23 protein-coding genes are annotated in these 21,752 nt (G+C 62.3%); 13 read left to right on the top strand and 10 right to left on the bottom strand.

Annotated features, from left to right (window positions below; translation table 11 throughout):
• Window positions 1-56: 56 nt before the first annotated feature.
• The gene (locus ACR0NB_RS11140) at window positions 57-983 is read left to right on the top strand and encodes a hypothetical protein (protein ID WP_480775693.1); all 927 of its coding nucleotides are present in this window, start codon (window positions 57-59) and stop codon (window positions 981-983) included.
• 78 nt (window positions 984-1,061) lie between these two features.
• On the opposite strand, the gene ACR0NB_RS11135 is transcribed toward ACR0NB_RS11140, so the two are convergent.
• On the bottom strand, window positions 1,062-2,585 hold the full coding sequence (locus ACR0NB_RS11135) for a DUF2125 domain-containing protein (RefSeq protein ID WP_480775692.1): 1,524 nt from the start codon (window positions 2,583-2,585) through the stop codon (window positions 1,062-1,064).
• A gap of 133 nt (window positions 2,586-2,718) precedes the next feature.
• Here ACR0NB_RS11135 and ACR0NB_RS11130 point away from each other — a divergent pair, with 133 nt between their 5' ends.
• The 3 genes from ACR0NB_RS11130 to ACR0NB_RS11120 are packed head-to-tail and all read left to right on the top strand — an operon-like array spanning window position 2,719 to window position 4,804.
• Entirely contained in the window at window positions 2,719-3,468 is a 750-nt protein-coding gene (locus ACR0NB_RS11130) for an SDR family oxidoreductase (protein ID WP_093964250.1), read from the top strand.
• Complete coding sequence (locus ACR0NB_RS11125; RefSeq protein ID WP_480775691.1) at window positions 3,465-4,073, top strand: enoyl-CoA hydratase/isomerase family protein; 609 nt, start codon at window positions 3,465-3,467, stop codon at window positions 4,071-4,073. Before ACR0NB_RS11130 ends, ACR0NB_RS11125 begins: the two co-directional genes overlap by 4 nt.
• Window positions 4,070-4,804, top strand: a complete 735-nt coding sequence (locus ACR0NB_RS11120) for a VOC family protein (RefSeq protein WP_480775690.1) — start codon at window positions 4,070-4,072, stop codon at window positions 4,802-4,804. The genes ACR0NB_RS11125 and ACR0NB_RS11120 overlap by 4 nt, the downstream gene beginning before the upstream one ends.
• Here the strand turns inward: ACR0NB_RS11120 and ACR0NB_RS11115 are convergent, their stop codons facing one another.
• Window positions 4,805-5,101 carry an HNH endonuclease gene (locus ACR0NB_RS11115; protein WP_170342229.1) on the bottom strand — a complete coding sequence of 99 codons (297 nt, stop codon included), beginning with the start codon at window positions 5,099-5,101 and terminating at the stop codon, window positions 4,805-4,807.
• A 48-nt stretch (window positions 5,102-5,149) separates the two neighbouring features.
• Between ACR0NB_RS11115 and ACR0NB_RS11110 the strand changes: the two genes are divergently transcribed.
• On the top strand, window positions 5,150-6,340 hold the full coding sequence (locus tag ACR0NB_RS11110; RefSeq protein WP_480775689.1) for a TIGR03862 family flavoprotein: 1,191 nt from the start codon (window positions 5,150-5,152) through the stop codon (window positions 6,338-6,340).
• Here ACR0NB_RS11110 and ACR0NB_RS11105 read toward each other — a convergent pair.
• From ACR0NB_RS11105 to ACR0NB_RS11085, 5 genes are all read right to left on the bottom strand, one after another.
• Complete coding sequence (locus ACR0NB_RS11105; protein WP_170459915.1) at window positions 6,337-6,933, bottom strand: glutathione S-transferase family protein; 597 nt, start codon at window positions 6,931-6,933, stop codon at window positions 6,337-6,339. The genes ACR0NB_RS11110 and ACR0NB_RS11105 overlap by 4 nt on opposite strands.
• 81 nt (window positions 6,934-7,014) lie before the next feature.
• Window positions 7,015-8,043 (bottom strand): DNA polymerase III subunit delta, encoded by a 1,029-nt coding sequence (gene holA / locus ACR0NB_RS11100; protein ID WP_480775688.1) that lies wholly within the window; start codon window positions 8,041-8,043, stop codon window positions 7,015-7,017.
• On the bottom strand, window positions 8,040-8,540 hold the full coding sequence (lptE, locus tag ACR0NB_RS11095; RefSeq protein WP_170341298.1) for an LPS assembly lipoprotein LptE: 501 nt from the start codon (window positions 8,538-8,540) through the stop codon (window positions 8,040-8,042). The genes holA and lptE overlap by 4 nt, the downstream gene beginning before the upstream one ends.
• Window positions 8,527-11,064 (bottom strand): leucine--tRNA ligase, encoded by a 2,538-nt coding sequence (leuS, locus tag ACR0NB_RS11090; protein ID WP_480775687.1) that lies wholly within the window; start codon window positions 11,062-11,064, stop codon window positions 8,527-8,529. Before leuS ends, lptE begins: the two co-directional genes overlap by 14 nt.
• 72 nt (window positions 11,065-11,136) lie before the next feature.
• Window positions 11,137-11,625, bottom strand: a complete 489-nt coding sequence (locus tag ACR0NB_RS11085; protein ID WP_170341302.1) for a DUF3576 domain-containing protein — start codon at window positions 11,623-11,625, stop codon at window positions 11,137-11,139.
• Window positions 11,626-11,905: 280 nt separating this feature from the next.
• On the opposite strand from ACR0NB_RS11085, the gene ACR0NB_RS11080 reads away from it, so the two are divergent.
• Both ACR0NB_RS11080 and ACR0NB_RS11075 read left to right on the top strand, forming a co-directional pair.
• On the top strand, window positions 11,906-12,997 hold the full coding sequence (locus tag ACR0NB_RS11080) for a porin (RefSeq protein ID WP_170525745.1): 1,092 nt from the start codon (window positions 11,906-11,908) through the stop codon (window positions 12,995-12,997).
• A 103-nt stretch (window positions 12,998-13,100) separates the two neighbouring features.
• Complete coding sequence (locus ACR0NB_RS11075; protein WP_480775686.1) at window positions 13,101-13,760, top strand: YggS family pyridoxal phosphate-dependent enzyme; 660 nt, start codon at window positions 13,101-13,103, stop codon at window positions 13,758-13,760.
• Here the strand turns inward: ACR0NB_RS11075 and ACR0NB_RS11070 are convergent.
• Together ACR0NB_RS11070 and ribA are read right to left on the bottom strand one after the other, a co-directional pair.
• Window positions 13,744-14,244 (bottom strand): L,D-transpeptidase family protein, encoded by a 501-nt coding sequence (locus ACR0NB_RS11070; RefSeq protein WP_170439313.1) that lies wholly within the window; start codon window positions 14,242-14,244, stop codon window positions 13,744-13,746. The two genes, ACR0NB_RS11075 and ACR0NB_RS11070, sit on opposite strands and share 17 nt — an antisense overlap.
• Window positions 14,241-15,335, bottom strand: a complete 1,095-nt coding sequence (ribA, locus tag ACR0NB_RS11065; RefSeq protein WP_170593312.1) for a GTP cyclohydrolase II — start codon at window positions 15,333-15,335, stop codon at window positions 14,241-14,243. The genes ACR0NB_RS11070 and ribA overlap by 4 nt, the downstream gene beginning before the upstream one ends.
• Before the next feature lie 162 nt (window positions 15,336-15,497).
• Between ribA and ACR0NB_RS11060 the strand changes: the two genes are divergently transcribed.
• From ACR0NB_RS11060 to ACR0NB_RS11040, 5 genes are all read left to right on the top strand, one after another.
• A complete protein-coding gene (locus ACR0NB_RS11060; RefSeq protein ID WP_093964262.1) occupies window positions 15,498-16,184 on the top strand; it encodes a response regulator transcription factor in 687 nt (228 codons plus the stop codon).
• 192 nt (window positions 16,185-16,376) lie between these two features.
• Window positions 16,377-17,165 (top strand): exodeoxyribonuclease III, encoded by a 789-nt coding sequence (locus ACR0NB_RS11055; protein ID WP_480775685.1) that lies wholly within the window; start codon window positions 16,377-16,379, stop codon window positions 17,163-17,165.
• An 88-nt stretch (window positions 17,166-17,253) separates the two neighbouring features.
• Window positions 17,254-18,171 (top strand): tetratricopeptide repeat protein, encoded by a 918-nt coding sequence (locus ACR0NB_RS11050; protein WP_480775684.1) that lies wholly within the window; start codon window positions 17,254-17,256, stop codon window positions 18,169-18,171.
• 27 nt (window positions 18,172-18,198) lie between these two features.
• The gene (locus tag ACR0NB_RS11045) at window positions 18,199-18,840 is read left to right on the top strand and encodes an LON peptidase substrate-binding domain-containing protein (protein ID WP_093964265.1); all 642 of its coding nucleotides are present in this window, start codon (window positions 18,199-18,201) and stop codon (window positions 18,838-18,840) included.
• Window positions 18,837-19,022 carry a Trm112 family protein gene (locus tag ACR0NB_RS11040; protein ID WP_093964266.1) on the top strand — a complete coding sequence of 62 codons (186 nt, stop codon included), beginning with the start codon at window positions 18,837-18,839 and terminating at the stop codon, window positions 19,020-19,022. Before ACR0NB_RS11045 ends, ACR0NB_RS11040 begins: the two co-directional genes overlap by 4 nt.
• Here ACR0NB_RS11040 and ACR0NB_RS11035 read toward each other — a convergent pair.
• Complete coding sequence (locus tag ACR0NB_RS11035) at window positions 19,019-20,281, bottom strand: FAD-dependent monooxygenase (protein WP_480775683.1); 1,263 nt, start codon at window positions 20,279-20,281, stop codon at window positions 19,019-19,021. The two genes, ACR0NB_RS11040 and ACR0NB_RS11035, sit on opposite strands and share 4 nt — an antisense overlap.
• 57 nt (window positions 20,282-20,338) lie before the next feature.
• Between ACR0NB_RS11035 and ACR0NB_RS11030 the strand changes: the two genes are divergently transcribed.
• Window positions 20,339-21,667: an amidase gene (locus tag ACR0NB_RS11030; RefSeq protein WP_480775682.1), complete on the top strand. Its 1,329-nt coding sequence runs from the start codon at window positions 20,339-20,341 to the stop codon at window positions 21,665-21,667.
• Window positions 21,668-21,752: the final 85 nt, after the last annotated feature.

Raw genomic sequence — 21,752 nt, 5'->3', positions numbered from 1 at the left:
GCTGACTTCAGAGAATGACCGGTCGCCCGGCGGCACTGAAATTTGAGGTATGAGGTTTGGCGCGCTTCTTTGTGGTTGAGTTTGACGAGCCCGGCGTCCTGGCCAAGGGCAAAGGGTCCCGCAACATCATCGTGCGCCTGACCCGGGTGATGGGTAAGTTGGGCGTTCCCTCCGAGGTTTTGCCCTTCGCCGAATTGATGGCACGCGGTGCGATCGACGACCCGCAGAGTTACGTTCTGCTTCACTACAACGAGCTGTTTGTCGTTCAGAACGAAAAAGTTGACTGGCTGCGTGCGCGGGAATCTGAAATCGAGGCACTGGGCCACAGGATTTTGCACTCGGTCGAACACGGCCGCGTCGTCGGGCACAAGATCCGTCAGAACAAGGTTCTGACAGCGGCAGGGGTTCCAATGCCCCGGCTTATCGAGACTGGGTCTTCGTTTGAAACTGCGTTCTCGAACGAAGTTTCGAACGCTCATGTTCCGGTTCAGCTTGTCGGGAATGCCGCAGAGTTGGACCCGGATCGTTACAACACCGAGTATGTCGATTGTCGTCACGAGTATGAAGGTGAGATGTGGCACGTCTGCATTCGTGCGCAAGCGGTGGGCGAACAGGTTCTGTTTTCTTGGGTTAGAGCGGGACGCGAAGCCAGCGTCCATACCCGTGACACACCCGTAAACCCCCAGATGATAAGGTATTTTCACAGGTTGCTGATCACGCCCAACATTGGCCGTATCAACGCGATTGCAAGGGGTGTAAAGGCGGCTTTGAGTGTCGGGCTTTATGCCCACGATATCCTTCCCTGTGCCAAGACCGGTCAACTGTTCTTGTGCGAAACAAACTTCAAGTTCTACGATGGAAACCACCGATTTCATATGGCGAGCATCGCGGCTGAGCATCCCGTACCAGCACTGTTCGACGGGCGCAAAGTCACACGGCGGATGGCGCGGGCTTTGGTGCAAGAACTTGATTTGAAGGCTTGAAAAGCCCGAGATTGCATCGGACCAAAGAAAAAGGGCGCGGAACACCGCGCCCTTGGTCGAAGGCCGGGCCAAGCGAGCTTACTTGATCCGTTGACCATTGGCCAAAATCTGGCCGTCCTTGGTGAACTCGATCTTGGAGTTCAGCGTGTCGGGCTGGTCGCCGGGAACAGCCATCATCCCCATCATCATGCGCGCGCCCATGGCGTCGTTCTCGGACATGAACCCCATTCCGATCAGCTTGTCGATCAGGGCGTTGGCACCCACCAACTGAAGGTTTGCCTCACCCGCCGGCGCCGGAACGCCTCCGAACTCTTCGGTGTTCGAGTTGTCGAAGGTGAAATCACCGGTGCCCGTCAGCTTGGCACCGACCATCGAGACCAGCAGTTCATTGATTTTGAGCGAATGCAGTTCGGCCGGAACTTCGTCCGAGCCTTCCAATGCTTCGGCAACTTCCGGGTCCAGGAAGTTCAGGAGAACCTTTGCGGTGCCCGTTGCATCCAGCGCGATCGTGGCTGGATCGCGTGGCAACGCGCCTGCGGGGTCGAACATGCTCCACAGAATGTCGGACATGGTGAAGTCTGTCAGGTTCATCGCAAAGCCGAACGGCTCAACCTCTTCGGATGCCTGGATGGGTGCCTCGAGTTTCAGACCGGCCTTCGCCATTGCAATCTCGATGGGAAACGGCAGGTCTGCCGTGGTTACTTCGAGCTTTGCATTGTTCTGTTCGACGTCATACGCCAGACGCTCGGCGTCGATACTGGCACCGAAGCGGCCACCGTCCGAACTGCTGGCCATCGAGAAAGCCTCGCCCTCGCTGGTGCCTGCGATGCTGGTTTGGCCGGCGCCGTAGGTGAAGATCCCGTCAAAGGCAAAACCAGCCTCATATGCGCCTTCCACGTCCGCCAGGCTGAAGCCTTCGGGGATTACGTTCTTTCCTTCAAACTCCAGCTGGTCGAGCTTGCCGTTGATGCGGGCATCTTCGCCCGTTTCCGGGTCTTGGAAACTCAGGTCATAGGTCAGGTTTGCCGCGGTGAAATTCTGGTCGACCTTGCGGCCCTCTCCGATCTGCATCCGGGATGCACCGGCCAGGTTGATCATCTCAAAACCCAGATCCAGCGCGTCGTCGGGCATCGCTTCGCCATCGACCATGATGTTGTCGAGCGCCAGCGCCAGCTTGCTGGCAGAGTAGTCATAGGTCATGTCGTCGGGCGACCCCGAAACCAGCATTTTCAACCCGGTCTGCGAGTACAGGATATCCACCGAGAATTCTTCCTCCTCGGCCTGGCCGGATACCGTCATGGGGAAGCTTTCGGGGAATTCGATGCTGACCGTTCCGTCGCCGTTTTCCGTCAGGGTCATTTCCGGAACGACCATGTCGAACGAGCCTTCTCCCTCGGGAAGGTCCATCTTCATGGTCATGTTCGTGATGGTGGTGACGTCGCCAGAGGTGTTCTGCTCGCCCGTGATGGTGTACCCCATGCTGCCCATGTAGGCCTGCCAATCCGACCAGACATCGTTGGCGGACAGATCGGCAAAAGCGCCTTGGGTTGCAACGGCATAGGCCAGCGCGGCACCGCAGCTGCGGCGGAAGAAAACGGACATTAGGGAACCCTTCTCGGTAAAAATTGCGCGCATGGTCGTGGTTGTCGCCGCTGCCGTCAAGGGGCAAGGGCTGGACGATTTCCCCGTTTGCGCGGTACCACTTTACCCGATTTCAATCCAAAAGGATTACAGGATGCATATGAAGGGCAAAACAGTACTGATCACCGGAGCCAGCCGCGGCATCGGCGCCGAAGCAGGGCGCGTATTTGCCGCAGCCGGCGCCAATGTCGCGCTGGTAGCGCGCAGCCATGATCAGATCGATGCATTGGCCGCGGCATTGGGTGAGAACGCCATCGCGCTGTCCTGCGACGTCAGCGATTTTGCGCAGGTGGAACAAGCGGTTGCGGATTGCGCCGACCGCTTTGGCCGCGTGGACGTGCTGATCGGCAATGCAGGTGTGATCGATCCGATTTTTCACCTGTCAAATGCCGATCCAGCAGCCTGGAGCAAGGCCATCGACATCAACCTCAAAGGTGTGTTCCACGGGATGCGCGCGGTTCTGCCGCTGATGCGGGCGGCGGGCGGCGGGACGGTCCTGACCGTTTCCTCCGGAGCCGCCTCTAACCCGGTCGAGGCCTGGAGCCACTACTGCGCGTCCAAGGCCGGGGCGAAGATGCTGACCGAATGTCTGCATTTGGAAGAGGCGCATCACGGCATACGTGCCATGGGTCTGTCCCCGGGCACGGTGGCGACCGACATGCAGCGGGTCATCAAGGCCAGCGGCATCAACCCGGTCAGCCAGTTGGACTGGGACGATCACATCCCGGCCGACTGGCCGGCGCGGGCGCTGCTGTGGATGTGCTCGGAAGATGCGGACGAGTTTCTGGGAACCGAGATTTCGCTGCGCCGTGATGACATTCGCCAGAGGATCGGCCTGACGTGATCGACCTGACCCAGCAGGACGGTCTGTGGACGGTCACGATCAACAACCCCGGCAAGGCCAATGCCCTGACCGGGGCCATGTTGTCGGACCTGCTGCAGATCGCGGAAGCGGCCCAAGAGGCGCGCGCCCTGATCCTGACCGGAGCGGGCAAGGTGTTCAGTGCCGGCGCCGATCTGGACGAGGCGCGGGCAGGCCTTGCGACCTCGGACCTGTGGGAGCGTCTGTCCGGAGCCATCGCGGCGCTGCCCTGCCTGACCGTCGCTGCGTTGAACGGCACCATGGCGGGCGGGGCCAACGGTATGGCTTTGGCCTGTGACCTGCGCATCGCGGTGCCCACGGCCAAGGTCTTCTACCCGGTCATGCGGTTGGGGTTCCTGCCGCAGCCATCGGACGTGAAACGCATGCGGGCGCTGATCGGCCCCGCCCGGACCAAGTTGATCCTGATGGCAGGCCAGAAGGTCACGGCGAACGAAGCGCTTGCCATTGGCCTGGTGGACCGGGTGGTCGCTCCGGAAGATCTGATGCAGACCGCGCAGGACCTGGTTGCCGACAGCCTGGCCGCTGATCCGCAGACGGCGGCCGGTATCGCCGGGATGTGCGGATGAGAATCGCTGCCCTTCGCCTGCGTGTGGCTGATCCCGCACGGCTGGCCGATTTTTACAGGGAAAACCTCGGCATGATCGTGCGTGCCGAGGGAGATGCGCGGCGAGTGGGCTATCCGGGGCCCAGCGCCGACCTTCTGCTGTTGCCCGGAGGCGGCGGATATGCCCACGACCGGGGTCAGAGGTACTGGAAGATCGGCATCACTCTGCCGGATCTCGACCATGCTGCGGAATGGCTCCGACGCGCTGGCATCAACGTCAGCCGTCCGGCCCAGTTTCGAGATATCGGTTACATGTGCCACCTGTCGGACCCCGAAGGCTTCTCGATCGAGCTTCTTCAGCATGATTTCGAGGGGAACCGACCCGAAAAGCAGCCGGATGAGAACCCGTTCGGACAGGCCGCCGTGGGCCAGATCACTCTGCGGACCGGCGACATTTCGGCAGAGGATGCGTTCTGCACGGATTTGGGCCTGCGCCTGCTTTCCATGCAGGACGTGGCCTCGCACGGGTTTGATCTGCATTTCTATGCCTTCACGACCGAGGTGCCACCGGACCCTGATCCCTGGGCGGTGGCCAATCGCGAATGGCTGTGGAAACGTCCCTATACCACTCTGGAATACCAGCATATTCCCGATGCGCGAATTGTTCCCGCACCAGACTTTCTGGGCATCGAGGTCGAGGGCCTAACTGCAACGGAAACAGACCCGATGGGTGATCCGTTCCTGCCAGCCTGATCAACGGCCGCGGCGTCGGCCCGGGACTTTGGATTGAAACCCAGGCGGACGTTTGCGTACCCAGTCCAGAAACCGGTTAAGCCGGGGATGCGTGCGCAGGCTTTCGACGGTGTTGAAGTCTCGCGCAAGCTCGGCTTCGGTCAGGGTGGCGTGCACCTCCTTGTGGCAGATCTTGTGCAGCAGAACCGTGGGACCGCCCTTGCCACCTTTGAGTTTTGGGATCAGATGGTGCAGGCTGCCGGTCCCGTTCGGGATCGGGCGGTTGCAGAGCGGGCAGATCGGATCGCTGTTCGTCATCACCGGAACACAGTCGCGGCTGAACGCAAGTGAGGCAAGAGGGCAGATATGGCACAGGCAATGGTGATCGGGGCAGGCCCCACCGGGTTGATGGCCGCCGAAGAACTTGCCAGGGCCGGGCACAATGTGCTGGTTGCCGAGGCCAAACCCTCGGTGGCCCGCAAGTTCCTGATGGCGGGGAAGTCCGGTCTGAACCTGACGAAGGACGAGCCGTTTGACCGCCTGATTTCAGCGTATGGCGATGCGGCGGACTGGTTGCACCCAATCATTGCCGCATTCGATGCGCAGAGCGTGCAAAGCTGGGCGCGGGACTTGGGTCAAGATCTGTTCACGGGGTCCACAGGGCGGGTATTTCCCAAATCAAAAAAAGCTTCGCCATTACTGCGCGCCTGGCTGGCGCGGCTGGAAGAGATGCGGGTCGAGATCCGTACCCGTTGGCGCTGGCTGGGTTGGGACGGCCCCGCGCTGGTCTTTGATACGCCGGCAGGTCGGCGGAAAGTGGTTGCTGATGTCACGGTTCTGGCGCTTGGCGGTTCCAGCTGGGCGCGTCTGGGATCGGATGGCGCCTGGGCGCCGGCTCTGGGCGATGCCGGTGTTCCACTGGCACCTTTTGCACCATCGAACGCGGCGCTGTCCGTCGAATGGAGCCCCCATATGGCCGCGCATTTCGGTCAGGCGCTGAAATCTGTTCGGTGGCACGCGGACGACCTTGCCAGCCGTGGCGAGGCGGTCATTTCAGCCAAAGGCCTGGAAGGCGGCGGTCTTTATCCGCTGACACCCGCGCTGCGGCAGGCTGCTGATCTGTATGTGGACCTCGTGCCGGACCGCACGATTCAGGATCTGTCCAGGCGTTTGTCAAAAGCTGGCCCGAAAACCACTTTGACCCGTTGGTTGAAGAACGGCCTGCGCCTGCCGCCGCCAAAGATCGCCCTGTTCCACGAAATGACACACGGGCAGAATCTGCGCCGGGATGATTGGGTCAAGACTTTGAAGGCATTGCCTGTTCGCAACGCAGGCTTGCGCCCGCTAGACGAAGCCATTTCGACCGCAGGCGGGGTTGCGAGAAGCGGGCTGGACTCGGGGCTGATGCTGAAAGCCAAGCCCGGCGTGTTCTGCGCAGGCGAGATGCTGGACTGGGAAGCCCCGACCGGCGGCTATCTGCTGACCGCATGCCTGGCGACAGGTCGTTGGGCGGGGCGCTCGGCTGCAGAATGGGCCGGGCTGTCCCAAGCGGATTAGGCGGATTTGGCCATTTCACCCAGTTTCTTGTAGGCCGGACGCTCGCGAACGCGTTTGCCGTAGGCTTTCAGGCTATCTGAATTCATCGGGAAGCCAGCCGATTTTGCCCAACTCATGCAGTGAATGCACAGGATGTCCGCGATCGTCATCTGCTCGCCCTGAAGGAATGGCCCTTTGAATCGTTGCCCCATGCGTTGAAAGCTGCGGTCAAACTCCCACTGGGCGGTTTCGACGACCTGTGGAACGCGTTTGTCCTTGGGCAGGATGAACATATGGCGGGCGGCCAGCCACAGCGGAGCATCGAATTCTTCCAACAGCGCGTGCAACAACGAATCCTGTTCGGCCCGTTCCGGGGTGCCGGCGGGGTAGGTGAAGGCCCCGTGCTTGTCCGCCAGATAGGTCATGATCGCCGCGCTGTCCGAAATGACTGCATCGCCATCTTGCAGAACAGGGATCTTGCCCGTGCCGTTCAGGTCCAGAACGCGCGGGTCGTGCGGGCCCGCATCGATCCACTCATAGTCCTGCCCCAGTTCCTCCAATAGCCAGATCACCCGAGAGGCACGACTCTGGATGCGCCCGTAGATCTTGTACATGTCATGCTCCTGCGTGGTTGCACTGGCGACAGGGTGGGGGACTGCGCCGCCGCGTCAAGTCGGACGCGCCGTCAGTTCAATTCAGCGTGACCGCGCCAGCATGGCCAGCCGGATCAGAGCGCGCTCGACCAGGGCCATGGCCGGGGCAGTCTGCCCTGCCGACCGGAGAGACAGATCCGTATCCGTCAGCACGGTCAAAGCCGTCTGCAGCTTGTGCGCGCCCCAATTCTGCGCCTGCCGGAGGATCCGGTCACGCCGTTTGCCATAGACCGGCGGCCGGAGTTTGCCGATCCCTTGCGCTGCGCCACCGGGGTCCGAGGCGCAGGCATAGAGCGTGCGAAAATGGCGGGTCGCGCCGATGCACAGAGACACCGCATTGGTTCCCTGCGCCTGCAACCGCCGGATCAGGGGCCCGATTTCACCGGATCGGCCTTCGGCAACGACGTTGAGAACGTCATCCAGGGCCGCCTCATTGGATTGCGGCGCGCAGGCCTCGATGTCTTCGACGGCAACGTCTGAGGCATCACCGCGTTTGTAAAGAGACAGCTTTTCAACGGTTTGCGCAAAGTCGCCCGGGCTGAGTTCGGTCGCCAGATCGCTGAGCACGGACATCGCGTCACGGGGAACACTTGTAAGTCCGGCTTGGGCCAGCACACGCTCGATCTCCGCGCGCGACGGTGGGTCGTCATAGATCCCGACCGCATACGCAGCCCGATGGCCTTCGAACGCTTTGCGCAGCTTCGAGCTGGCCTTGAGCTGCCCGGCGGTCACAATGATCTGAGCGTCGCCCGGCGCCCAATCCTCGAGCGCGGCGGTGATCGCCGGGGTTGCGGCGTCGGTTGCATCCTCGACGAATACGGCGCGCGCGCCGGGAAAGAACCCCACAGCCTTCACGGCATCCAGCAGAAGGGCAGGATCCGCCCGCAGATCCGAGGCCGGAAGACGGGTCAGGCGCATTTCTTCTTCGGCGCCCGGGCCCAACAGCGCGGCCAATACCTGCTGGCGCTTGAGCGCGACGCGCATCGCGTCGGCGCCGTAGATCAACAATCCCGTCTTGTCGGGGTCAGGTTTGGCGAAATACCCCTCGGCGTCGCGCGGGGACAGCTTCATGAAGCCAGGCCCGGTGCGGAATACAGGCGCGTGACGATCTGATCGGACAGGATGACCATCAGCCTCTCTTTGGCATCCCGTTCATCAGCGAGCGTGGAAACGGTGGACCCCGCGGCGGAGTAGCCTACGAAATCGGCCACAGTGCCGGAGACAAGAATCTGGCCCGTTTCATTGGATTTCAGCGTATAGCTGGCGCGCCCGTCGATCGAATACCGGTTGGTCTCGTTCGAGGTCGTGATGGCGGCCCCGCGGGTCACCGTAGAGACCTGCACATTCAGGCTGTAATCCTTGGCTGAACTGACGCTGCGCCCGAGGGACTGCTCCAGATTCTGCACCAGAAGGTAGCTTTCGACCGAATCTGGCGCTGACACGGCGACCTTGCCGTATAATTCGCTGCCGGCGCCGCCCGGGGCATAAACCGGCTGGAACCCGCAAGCGGGCGCCACGGTCAACGCCGCCAGCGAAAGCAGCAGGTTTCTGCGGTCAAACAACGACATTCACGATCCGGCCCGGAACAACGATCACCTTTTTCGGAGCAGCGCCATCCAGCGCCTTCTGCACAGCTTCGGTGCTGAGCGCGATTCTTTCAACCTGCGTCTTGTCCAGATCCTTGGCCACGCTGATTTCGGCACGGCGCTTGCCGTTGATCTGGATGGGCAGGGTGACGGTGTCGTCGACCAGCATCGACTCGTCTGCCACCGGCCAGGGCGCCAGCGCCACCAGCCCTTCGCCGCCCAGCATCTGCCACAGTTCTTCGGACAGGTGCGGCGTCATCGGCGACATCAGCTGCGCCAGCGTCTTGGCCGCCTGCCGCTTGGCCTGTGCGCCCGCCTTGGATTTGGCCAGCGTGTTGGTAAAGGCATAGAGCTTGGCGATCGAGGCATTGAAGCCGAAGGATTCGACTCCGCCGGTCACGTCATGGATGGTCTTGTGCATCTCGCGCAGCAGCGCTTCGTCCTCGGCATTGGCCGGGGCGTCGGATGCGGCGATCTCGGACACGATGCGATGCACGCGGCTGAGGTGCTTGTGTGCGGCCTCGGCGCCGGCGGCCGTCCATTCCACGTCACGCTCGGGCGGCGAATCGGACAGAACGAACCAGCGCGCGGTGTCCGCCCCGAAGGCCGAGATGATGCTGACCGGGTCGACCACGTTCTTCTTCGATTTCGACATCTTGGCCGAGGGGATGATCTCGACAGGCTCGCCCGTCGCCTTCAGCTTGCCGTCCTCGACCTCTTCGGGAAGGTGATAGACCGGGCGGCCCTTGTCGTCGCGGGTCTGATAGATTTCATGGGTGACCATGCCCTGTGTGAACAGGGCGTCGAACGGTTCGATCGCCTTTTTCGGCAGATGCCCCGTCAGATGCATGGCCCGGGCGAAGAACCGCGAATACAGCAGGTGCAGGATCGCGTGTTCGATGCCGCCGATATACTGGTCCACGTTCATCCAGTACTCGGCTTCGGCCAGATCGGTCGGCGTTTCCTCCCGCGGGGCGGTGAAACGGGCGAAATACCACGACGAATCGACGAAAGTGTCCATCGTGTCGGTTTCGCGCTTGGCCGGTTTGCCGCAGGACGGGCAGGCACAGTCGCGCCAGGTCGGGTGACGATCCAGCGGGTTGCCCGGTTTGTCGAAGGTGACATCGTCGGGCAGGCGAATCGGCAGGTTTTCCTTTTTCTCCGGCACCACGCCGCAATCGTCGCAATGTACCACCGGGATCGGACAGCCCCAGTAGCGCTGGCGCGACAGGCCCCAATCGCGCAGGCGGTACTTGGTCACGCCTTTGCCCCAGCCGGCCTTCTCGGCAAAGTCGATAGTCGCGTCGATGGCTTCCTGTCCGGTGGCCTCGGTCAGACCGGCGAAATGGTTGACCCAGCGCACCTTCTGCTCTTTCGGCGGGACGAAGGCGATCTTGTCCACCGGCGTGTCGTCATCCAGGGCAAAGAAGGTGTCGATTACCGGCAGGTCGTATTTGCGGCAGAAATCCAGGTCGCGCTGGTCATGCGCGGGGCAGGCGAAGATCGCGCCGGTGCCGTAATCCATAAGGATGAAATTCGCGATCCAGACCGGCAGTTCCCAGTTCGGGTCCAGCGGGTGTTTGACGCGGATGCCGGTGTCGAAACCCAGCTTCTCGCCGGTCTCGATGGCCTCTTCGGTGGTGCCACCCTTGCGGCATTCCGCAACGAATTCAGCGACTTCGGGGCTCTCGGCCTCAAGCCGCTTGGCGATCGGGTGATCGGGCGAGATGCCCACGAACGAGGCGCCCAGCAGCGTGTCGGGCCGCGTGGTATAGACGGTGATCGGCGCGCCGCCGTCGGTGCGCTCGAAGGAAAACTCCAGCCCGCGTGACTTGCCGATCCAGTTCTCCTGCATCAGCCGCACCTTGGCGGGCCAGTTGTCGAGCGTATCCAGCGCATCAAGCAACTCTTCCGAGAACTCGGAGATCTTGAAGAACCACTGGGTCAGCTCGCGCCGCTCGACCAATGCGCCCGAGCGCCAGCCGCGGCCGTTTTCGACTTGTTCGTTGGCCAGCACGGTCATGTCCACCGGGTCCCAGTTGACCACGGCGTTCTTGCGATAGACCAGCCCCGCATCCAGCATGTCGAGGAACAGCGCCTGCTGCTGGCCGTAATATTCCGGGTCGCAGGTCGCGAATTCGCGCGACCAGTCGATCGACAGGCCCAGCGGCTTCATTTGCGCGCGCATGTCGGCGATGTTGCCATAGGTCCAGTCCTTGGGGTGGCCGCCGATGGCCATGGCCGCGTTTTCCGCCGGCATCCCGAAAGCGTCCCAGCCCATCGGGTGCAGAACGTTGTGCCCGGTGCTCAGCTTGTGGCGCGCGATCACGTCACCCATGGTGTAGTTGCGCACATGCCCCATGTGGATGCGCCCAGAAGGATAGGGGAACATTTCCAGCACATAGTATTTCAGCTTGTCCGCCGTCCGTTTGGCGGTGAAGATCCCGGCCTTGTCCCAGGCCTCTTGCCATTTTGCTTCGATTTCGTTGGCCGAGTAACGCGACATCATGCGGTCCTTCGTGAATGAAAACGCCGGGCAGGGGCCCGGCGTGGTAATATTGTGATTTTCTGCGGGTTGCTAGAGCTTGTTGTCCGCGATCCGCAGCTGACGCGCCCGCGAAAGAATCGCATCTTCGACCGCACGCGTGGTCGCCGCGCTGACCGGAGCGCCTCCGCTGGTCTGCAGAGCCACCGAAAGGGACCGCGCCGCCAGGGCCGGATCACTGATGTGCACCGTTGCCCGATAGGACCGTCCACCGCCCGGCGGTTTGCCGTAACCCGTTATGATCACGCCGGTAAACGGATCCACCTCCTGCACCGGCAGGAAGCTGAGCACATCCAGCGACGCCGCCCACAGGTACCGGTTGACCTGGGTGACCTGTTCCGAGTTGTTGGGGCCGAACACATCCCAGATGGTCGAACGATTCGGATCGTTGAGCTCGCGGGCCTCGGACGAGCTGCCGTCGGCGGATAGAACATTGGGGTTGGGCGACGTGCTCCGATTCTGTCCGCACGCAGAAACGGAGGCAGTCAAAACGGTCAAACCCAAAATCGTCAGCAGGCGCATCGTCGGCAGGTCCTGTTTTCACATGTTTTGCTTTGCTAGGAGATACTCCTAGACAACGTACTGTGCTGCAACAACCCCATTCTTGGCTTACGTACCGGTGCCGCTGAATTATCGGGGTGAATTCGACTGTGGCATCCTTGCACCAATTTGGGGCCAAAGAACCGAAGCTGTCCAAGGCATGCTTGCGCAACAGGGGCAAAAAGAGCGAAACGGTCTGCGTGCTGAGACATATGCAGCAGGTATGTGTCGAGTAGAAATTATTGAAACCGAGGGAAACAAGATGAAAAAAGTTCTCTTCGCATCGACCGCACTGATCGCAACCGCATCGGTTGCCGCGGCCGAAGTTAAGTTCAGCGGTTATGGCCGCTTTGGTATCGGTTACCTGGAAGACCGTACCGGCGTTGTGACCAACTTCAACACCGGCGTGACCGTCACCAACACCGGCGTGACCACCACGACCACCAGCGGTGCGACCAACACTGGTCAGACCACCACGCTGACCGACCAGACCACCACCAACACCACGACCGTTTCGACCGACGAAACCATCCTGGTCTCGCGCTTCCGCCTGAACATCGACGGCATCGCGGAAACCGACGGTGGCGTCCGCTTTGAAGCACGTGTTCGTCTGCAGGCTGACGAAAACGCCGGCACCGGCGAAGCAAACGCAGCCGGCCTGAACGGCGCTCGCTTCTCGGTCATCTACGGTGGTCTGCGTGTTGACGCCGGCAACGTTGCTGGTTCGTTCGACAACTTGGCAAACTACTACGGTAACGAGCCGGGCTTGGAAAACTTCATCGGCCAGTACTCGGGCGTTGACTACAGCTTCCTGGGCTACTCGTCGACCGGTGCAGGTTCGAACGCTGTGTTCTTCCAGTACGCAGTTGGTGACTTCGCCTTCGGCGCATCGTACGACCAGGCAACCTTCGGCCTGAACGGTGTTGCAGACAGCGCAGACCGCTGGGACATCAGCTTCACCTACAGCTTCAACAACTTCACCGCAGCTGTTGCTTATGGTGAAACCAGCGCCATCGGCGACGTTGTTGAGAAGCAGAGCTTGGCAGTTCTGACCCTGGGTGCTGAATTCGGCGACTTCTCGGGCACCATCTTCGTCGCAGACGATGACGTTGCAGACGACTCGCTGAACGGCACTGCATACGGTCTGTCGGCAGCCTACAACGTTGGCGCTGCAACCACCCTGACCTTCGCTTACGGCGACGGTTCGGCTGACAACGACACCCAGCAGTACGGCATTGGCGCCATCTACGACCTGGGCGGCGGTGCATCGCTGCGCGGTGGTATCGGCCAGTCGAAAGTTGGCGACGGCGACGGCCGCCTGCGCGCTGACTTCGGTGCTCAGTTCAACTTCTAAGTTGATCTGAACCGCAAGGTTTGAGGGCGGGTCTTCGGACCCGCCCTTTTCTTTTGCGCCGACATGGTGTTTTTCTGCGGACAAATGGAAACAGAGGGAATCCATGTCGCTGCAAGAAATCACCGCCCGCATCGCCAAGGCCGAAGCCGCAGCCGGCCGCCCCAAGGGCTCGGTCCGGCTGATTGCGGTATCCAAGGTGCAGCCCAACGACCGGGTCGAGGCCGTGTTGAAGCAGGGTCACCGGTGTTTTGGTGAAAACCGGGTGCAGGAGGCCGCCGGCAAGTGGCCCGCCTTCCGTGAAAGCTATCCCGATATTGATCTGCATCTGATTGGTCCGCTGCAAACCAACAAGGCGCGGCAGGCGATGGAGCTGTGCAACGCAATCCACTCGGTCGACCGTCCCAAACTGGCCAAAACCCTTGCGCGGCTGGCGCAAGAGCTGGGGCAGTGTCCTGATCTGTTCATTCAGGTGAATACCGGCGAAGAGGCCCAGAAAGCTGGGGTTATGCCCGCCGAGGCCGATGATTTTGTCGCCGAATGTCGATCACTTGACCTGCCGGTGCGTGGGTTGATGTGCATTCCGCCCGTCGACGAGGAGCCCGCGCTGCATTTTGCTCTGCTGGCCAAGATCGCGCGCCGAAACGGGCTGGATGGCCTGTCCATGGGGATGAGCAGCGATTTTGAAACCGCGATCGCGCTGGGTGCAACTCATGTCCGGGTGGGGTCGGCCATCTTTGGTGACCGGGTCAAACCCGCGGAATGATGATCCGGGTTCCGGGTGCGACGCGCCGCGCGATCCAGTGCAGGTGGTCGCGCTGGAACGCCACGCAGCCTTCGGTCGGATAACCCGGTCTGCGCCACTGATGCAGAAAGATCGCGGATCCGCCGCCCGGTGTGGCGACGGGCCAATTCCAATCGGTAACCAGCACCAGATCGTACAGCGGGTCAGCCCGACGCAGGCGTTCGTGACTGCATGGATAGGGCGCCCGAACGTGCTGGTTGTAGTCCTGATCCCTATCGTCATCCGACCACAGATCGCCCGGCCCGATGGGCAGAGCCCACGGGGCGGGCGGCGCAATCCGATCCGGGCGGTACAGCATCCCGACAATGTGGTGGTGCCCTGTGGGGGTGGCCCCGTCGCCCTCGCGCTTGTGGTTGCTCAGGCCACCTTTGCCGATGGTGCAGGGAAACCTGCGGCCGAAGAATCGCACTCCGGTCGGCGTCACCACCAGATCAAGAGGGCTCACAGCAGGTGGCCCGATTTCGAGGCCTTGGTCGCCAGATAGGCCCGGTTGTGGGCGGTTTCCCCGACCTTCAGCGGCACACGCTCGGTAACGGCAATCCCGGTCCGTTCCATCATTGCGATCTTGGCGGGGTTGTTGGTCAGCAACCGGACCGAACTGAACCCGAGCGATTTCAGGATGTCCGATCCAAGGCGGAAATCGCGCTCGTCATCTTCAAACCCAAGCCGGTGGTTGGCTTCGACGGTGTCGAAGCCCTGATCCTGCAGGAAATAGGCGCGCATTTTGTTGGCCAGGCCGATCCCGCGACCTTCCTGGTTGAGATACAGCAGGACGCCATGCCCCTCGGCCCCCATCTGGGCCAGGGCACCGCGCAGTTGCGGGCCGCAGTCGCATTTCAGGCTGCCCATCAGGTCACCGGTAAAACAGGCCGAATGCAACCGTGCCAGAACAGGTTTCGAGCGATCCGGGCGGCCGATTTCGATGGCATAGTGCTCCTCGCCACCGTCCTCTGGGCGGAAGACGTGCAGACGACCGGCCTCGGACACCTCCATCGGCAGGCGCGCGGCGACCACCTCGTGCAAGGGGCTGCGATCGGCCAGATGCGGCGCAGCGCGTGTGTGGTCGATGCAGGTCAGACCGTGTGTCGCCGAAAAGGCCTGGCCGTTTTCGACTGCAACCACCACCGCGGCGGGCAGCAGGCGGGCGGATTTGGTCAGTGCGATTGCGATGCGATGCAGGTGTGCATTGCCCTGGCGCTGAGTCATCAAGGGCCCCTTCATCGGGGCATTCAGGTCATCGGACGGGTCTGCAACCGCCTGCACCCACCCCAGATCAGCCTCGGCCGGAATCACGACCCGAGCAAGATCACCGTCATAGGCGCGGGCTTTGAGCGTTTCGGCCCGTCGTCCGGTGATGGCAACCACAGGCGTGTCGCCCAGACCCCTCAGGTCCGCCAGACGCTGCTGGTTGAGTGTCTCTGCGGCGACGGCGACAACGCTGAAATCCCCGTCATCCGTCAGCACGACCGGAACGCCCATCCGAAGGTCGGCACGCGCCCGGGCCAGCAACTCGGTGATGTCTGGAATGAGACTCATTGATGTTATCCTGTAACGTTCGACCCTCGTCCTAGCCCGTTCGAAAGGAAATGTGAAACATTTCCGGCCCAACAGACACGAGGGCGTGAGAGCATTGCAGCAAAACTTGTTGATTGCATCTTCCACGCTCAAGTGTTGCAAAAGGTTTAGGAGGACCGGGACATGGCGCAACTCAAGAAAATCCTGCTGGTCGATGACGATGAAGACCTGCGCGAGGCGCTCAGCGAGCAGTTGGTGATGACCGAGGACTTTGATGTATTCGAAGCCTCCGACGGCCAATCCGCGATGGAGCGGGCGCGCGAAGCCATCTATGACCTTGTGATCCTGGATGTGGGTTTGCCCGACACGGATGGGCGCGAGCTGTGCCGCCTGATGCGCAAGCAGGGGGTCAAAAGCCCGATCCTGATGCTGACCGGCCATGACAGCGATGCCGATACGATTTTGGGGTTGGATGCGGGCGCCAACGACTATGTTTCAAAGCCGTTCAAGTTCCCAGTGCTTCTGGCCCGGATCCGTGCGCAGCTGCGCCAGCACGAACAGTCTGAAGATGCCGTTTTTGTCCTGGGGCCCTATACTTTCAAACCCGCGATGAAGATGTTGATCACCGAGGACGACCGCAAGATTCGTCTTACCGAGAAGGAAACCAACATTCTCAAATTCCTGTATCGCTCGACCGACGGCGTGGTGGCGCGCGATGTGCTGCTGCACGAGGTCTGGGGCTACAACGCCGGTGTAACCACACATACGCTGGAAACGCACATCTACCGCCTGCGTCAGAAAATCGAGCCCGATCCCTCCAATGCGCGCCTTTTGGTCACAGAATCTGGTGGATATCGACTGGTGTCTTAACCATAGGTGGATTGATGTGGATCAAAGTGATACTCTGCAAGCATCTTTAGGATAATCCCATCCCGTGCATGTCCGGGTCATGACATGTACCTCCCTGTTGGACTGCCGGGCCTTTGGCCCGGCTTTTTTTCGGATGGCACCCCGGCACCTGCCGCGCTAGTTTGCCCGAGTCGCGACAAGGGAACCCCGATCATGCCTTTCACTCTGGCCACCTGGAACATCAATTCCGTTCGCCTGCGCGAGCCCATCGTGCTGAAGCTGCTGCAGGAAGAAGCGCCGGACGTGCTCTGCCTGCAAGAGTGCAAATCGCCGGTCGACAAGATCCCGACCGAGGGATTCGCGGAACTGGGCTACACCCACATGATCGCCCGCGGTCAGAAGGGCTATAACGGCGTGGCCATCCTGTCGCGCCTGCCGATCACGGATCTGGGCGATCAGGACTTTGCCGGGCTGGGCCATGCCCGGCATGTGGCGGGGCGATTGGAAAACGGGGTGATCATCCACAATTTCTACGTCCCGGCAGGCGGCGACGTTCCCGATCGCGAGGTGAACGAGAAATTTGGCCAGAAGCTGGATTACCTGACCGACATGCGGGACTGGTTCCACGCTGAAAAGCCGCAGAAATCCATTCTGGTCGGTGACCTGAACATCGCCCCGCGCGAGGATGACGTGTGGTCGCACAAGCAACTGCTCAAGGTCGTGTCGCACACGCCGATCGAGGTCGCGCAACTGGCCGAGACGCAGGATGCGGGCGGCTGGGTCGATATCACCCGGCAGGACATCCCCGAGGGACAGCTCTACAGCTGGTGGTCCTATCGCGCCCGCGACTGGGATGCGGCTGACAAGGGGCGGCGCCTGGATCACGTCTGGGCGACGCCTGATATCTCGAACGCCTGCCATTCCAGCCGCGTCCTGCGCGACGCGCGCGGCTGGGAGAAGCCCAGCGACCACGCGCCCGTCTTTGCCAGTTTCGATCTTTGATCGGTGCGGGATTCCGCAACTCGGCCCTTGGTTTCCCGGTCGGCTGGTTGCATATAAGGCGCAAGACTGAATCCGGAGAGTGAATGCCATGGAACTTCTGAACGGCGCAGGCAGCCCCGCAGCCACCGATCTGATCAAAGACGGAACCGAGGCCACTTTCATGGCCGATGTCGTCGAGGCATCGCAGGAATTGCCCATCATTGTCGACTTCTGGGCGCCCTGGTGCGGTCCGTGCAAGACCTTGGGTCCGGCCTTGGAAGAGGCCGTGACCGCGGCCAAGGGCGCGGTCAAGATGGTGAAAGTCAACGTGGACGAGGCGCAGATGATCGCCTCGCAATTGCGTATCCAGTCGATTCCGACCGTCTATGCCTTTTTCAAGGGTCAACCGATCGACGGGTTCCAGGGCGCGTTGCCCGGCTCCGAGATCAAGGCCTTCATCGACCGCGTGATCGAGGCCGCCGGGGGCCAGAGCCCGGGCGGCCAGCTGGACGAGGCCGTGGAGGCCGCCGAAGAGATGCTGAAGGATGGCGCGGCAGTGGATGCGGCCCAGACCTTTGCCGCCATTCTTGGCGAAGACCCCAAACATGCCGCGGCCTATGGCGGCCTGGTGCGAGCGCATATCGCGATGGGTGACCTTGATCAGGCCGAGGCGATCCTGAACGGCGCTCCGGCCGAGATTTCAACGACGGCCGAGTTGGAAGCTGCCCATGCGCAGCTGGAACTGGCCAAACAGGCCGCAAATGCCGGGCCGGTGGCCGAGTTGACGGCAGCGGTCGAAGCAGATCCCGACAACCATCAGGCCCGGTTTGACCTGGCGCAAGCGCTCTATGCCAACGGCAAGGCCGCCGAGGCGGTTGACCAGCTTCTGGAGCTGTTCCGCCGCGATCGGGAATGGAATGATGGCGCAGCCAAGGCGCAGTTGTTCACCATCTTCGATGCGCTCAAGGCCAATGACCCGATCGTTTTGAACGGTCGCCGCAAACTCAGCTCGATGATATTTGCCTAACCGCGCATCAGAGCTAGAATCGGAAACATGATGCATCCCGCCGATCTGCCGGACACGGTGTCCGTGTTTCCTCTGCCCGGGGCGCTGTTGCTGCCCCGGTCACGCCTGCCGCTGCATATTTTCGAGCCCCGCTACCTGCAAATGCTGGATGACGCCTTGAAAACCAAAGAGCGGTTGATCGGCATGGTCCAGCCGAACCCTTGTCAGAACGACGACACCAAATTGCATCGGATCGGATGCGCCGGACGTGTCACGCAGTTTTCCGAGACCGAAGACGGGCGCTATCTGATCACTCTGTCCGGTGTGTCCCGGTTTCGCATCCAATCCGAATTGGATGGTTTCACGCCGTATCGTCGCTGCGCCGTTACCTGGGACGGGTTCGACCGCGATCTGGGCAAAGGGGAAATAGACGATACGTTCGACCGGTCCGGTTTCCTGCGTCTGCTGGGGCGTTACTTTTCCGCCCGCCAACTGTCGACCGATTGGGAGTCACTGAACGAGGCGGATGACGAATTGCTGGTCAATTCCCTGTCTATGCTTCTGGATTTCGACCCTGAGGACAAGCAGGCCCTGCTTGAGGCGCCCTGTCTGCGCACCCGGCGCGAAACGCTTGTCACACTGATCGAATTCTCGCTGCGCGGGGGTTCAAACGAGGAACAATTGCAATGACAGAGACGGAACCGGGATTCGACCGCCACATGCTCGAGGCGCTGATCTGCCCACAGACTCATACCACGCTGGAATATGACGCCGAGCGGCAGGAGTTGGTCTCGAAAGCCGCTGGTCTGGCTTTTCCCATCCGCAACGGGATTCCGGTGATGCTGGTGGATGAGGCGCGCAAGCTCGACTAGATCGGGCGGCCCTGCAGCAGCTTGGGCAGGTCGCCTGTCAAACCGGCGGCCTCGCGCACGAAGCCGCGGCGCAGGCCGGGCAAAGAGCCCACGATGCCCATTCCGATGTCGCGCCCCAGCCGCAGTATCGGATTGTCGTTCGAAAACAGCTTGTTGAACACATCCGTCGCCATTGCCAGGGCCGCCGTGTCAAAGCGGCGCCATTCCTGATAGCGCTCCAGAACCAGCACCGAGCCGATGTCCTCGCCGCGTCGCCCGGCCAGCGTCAGCACCTCGGCCAGAGCGCCGACGTCGCGCAGCCCGGCGTTCAGCCCCTGACCGGCGATCGGGTGCATGCCATGGGCCGCATCACCCACCAGTGCCAGCCGCTCGGCGATGAAGGAATTGGCGATGGTCAGGTTCAGCGGATAGGTGAACCGGTCGCCCTGCAGGCGGATGTTACCCAGAAAATCGCCGAACCTGGGCCGCAGAACTTGAAGGTACTCGGCCTCGTCCAGCGCGTTGATGCGCTGCGCGGTGTCAGAGCGTTCGCTCCAGACGATCGAGCTGCGATTGCCGGTCAGCGGCAGGATCGCCAGCGGGCCGGGGGGCATGAAGAACTGATGTGCGATGCCGTGATGGGGCAGGTCGTGTTCGATGGCGCAGACCAGCGCGGTCTGGCCGTAGTCCCATCCGGTCCGCTTGATCCCGGCCCGGGCGGCGGTGCCGCTGCGACGGCCGTCGCACCCCACCAGAAGCCGACCGGACAGCGCCGATCCGTCATCCAGCGTCACGGTCACGCCACCAGGCCCGGTTTCCTGCGCAACCACGGTTTTGCCATCGACCCGGGTGATCGCCGGGTCCGCCGCCATCGCCGCAAGAAATGCGCGCCGCAGGTGACGGTCCTCGACCATATAGCCCATCGGGCCTTCCTCGATCTCGGCATGGTCGAAATGCATGAAAAACGGCGACGGGCCTGCGCCCGCATGGCCATCGGTGACCTTGATCTCCAACATCGGCTGGGCGTGGTCCGCGACCCGCTCCCAAATGCCGATCGCGGCCAGCAACCGTTGCGAGGCCAGCGCCAGCGCATAGGCACGCCCGTCGAACGCCGCGTTCTTGCGCACCTTCTCGGCCAGCGCGTCGATCACGGTGACGCTGTGCCCGGTCTGCGCCAGCGCCAGCGCCAGGGCAGGGCCGTTCAGCCCGCCGCCCACGATCAAGATATCGGAAACCTGTGTCATGCGGTGCAATATGCGCGCCCTTTCGGGATTGTCCATGTGCAGTCCTGTCGCTACCGTCGCCGAAACACGAATTTTTCCGACAAGGGGGCAAAGATGCAGGACTGGCTGACCATGACGGCATGTGACCTGGGCCGGGGGATCGGCATGGGGCAGATCGATCCCGAGGAACTGACCGAGGTCTATCTGGCGGCCATCGACGCCCATCCGCACCGCGATCGCATCTATGCCCGCGTCACGCATGACCGCGCCCACGCCGAAGCCCGCGCAGCCAAGGAACGGGTGGCCCAAGGGCTGCGCCGGTCCCTGCTGGATGGGGTGCCGATCAGCTGGAAGGATCTGTTCGACACCGCCGGGATCGGAACCGAGGCCGGATCGGCCCTGCTGCGCGGCCGGGTGCCCGAGAACGACGCAACCGTCCTGCGCAACGCGACGGCCATGGGCGCGGTCTGTCTGGGCAAGACGCATATGAGCGAGCTGGCCTTCTCGGGCCTTGGTCTGAACCCCGTCACCGCGACGCCGCCCTGCGTGAATGACGAAAAGGCGGTTCCGGGCGGGTCGTCCTCGGGCGCGGCGGCGTCGGTGGCCTTTGGTCTGGCGGCCTGCGGAATCGGCTCGGACACGGGCGGATCGGTGCGCATTCCGGCCGCGTGGAACGACTTGGTGGGGCTGAAAACCACGTCGGGGCGGTTGAGCCTCGAGGGCGTGGTGCCCCTGTGCCTGCGGTTCGACACGGTCGGTCCGCTGGCACGGTCGGTCGAGGATGCGGCGCAGATGCTGGCGCTGCTGGAGGGCGGAACGCCGGCCGATCTGCGGGGTGCCAGCCTGAAGGGGCGGCGGTTTGCCGATCTGCAGACCATCGCGCAGGACGATCTGCGCGACGCACCACGCCAGGCCTATGCCGAGGCGCTGGATCGCCTGCGCGATGCCGGGGCCGAGATCGTGCCGCTGGAGGTGCCGGAGCTGGCCGAGGCGATGGGCCTGTCCGGTGTTCTTTACACCACCGAAGCCTATGGCCTGTGGCGCGACGTGATCGAGGCCAACCCCGAGGCGATGTATCCCGAGATCCTTGAACGGTTCCGCGCGGGCAAGGGGCATTCCGGCCCGGATTACGTGGCCGCGTGGTCGCGGCTGAAGGCCTGCCGGTCGGCCTGGGACGCGGCCACCGCCGGCTTCGACGCGGTTCTGGCCCCCACCGCGCCGATCCTGCCGCCGGATCTGGACCGGCTGATGAACGACCATGACTACTACGTCACCGAGAACCTTCTGGCTCTGCGCAACACCCGGATCGGCAACCTGATGGGGCTGGCGGCGCTGTCGCTGCCCACCACGACACCGTCATGCGGGCTGATGATGCTGGGCTATCCGGGCTCGGAAGAGGCGCTTTTGCGGCTAGGTGCGGCGGCCGAGGCTGTTCTGACCTGAATGCCACAATCCCCTGATTCGGAACCTCTTTGTCTGGACGCGCGGGGGTTCGGCCTGTAATCTGCTGGAAAACCGGGGCGCCAAT

The organism is Ruegeria sp. CG3 (assembly GCF_056537205.1).
Note: the sequence above shows the minus strand (reverse complement) of the source record. Positions and strands in the feature narration are given on the sequence as shown.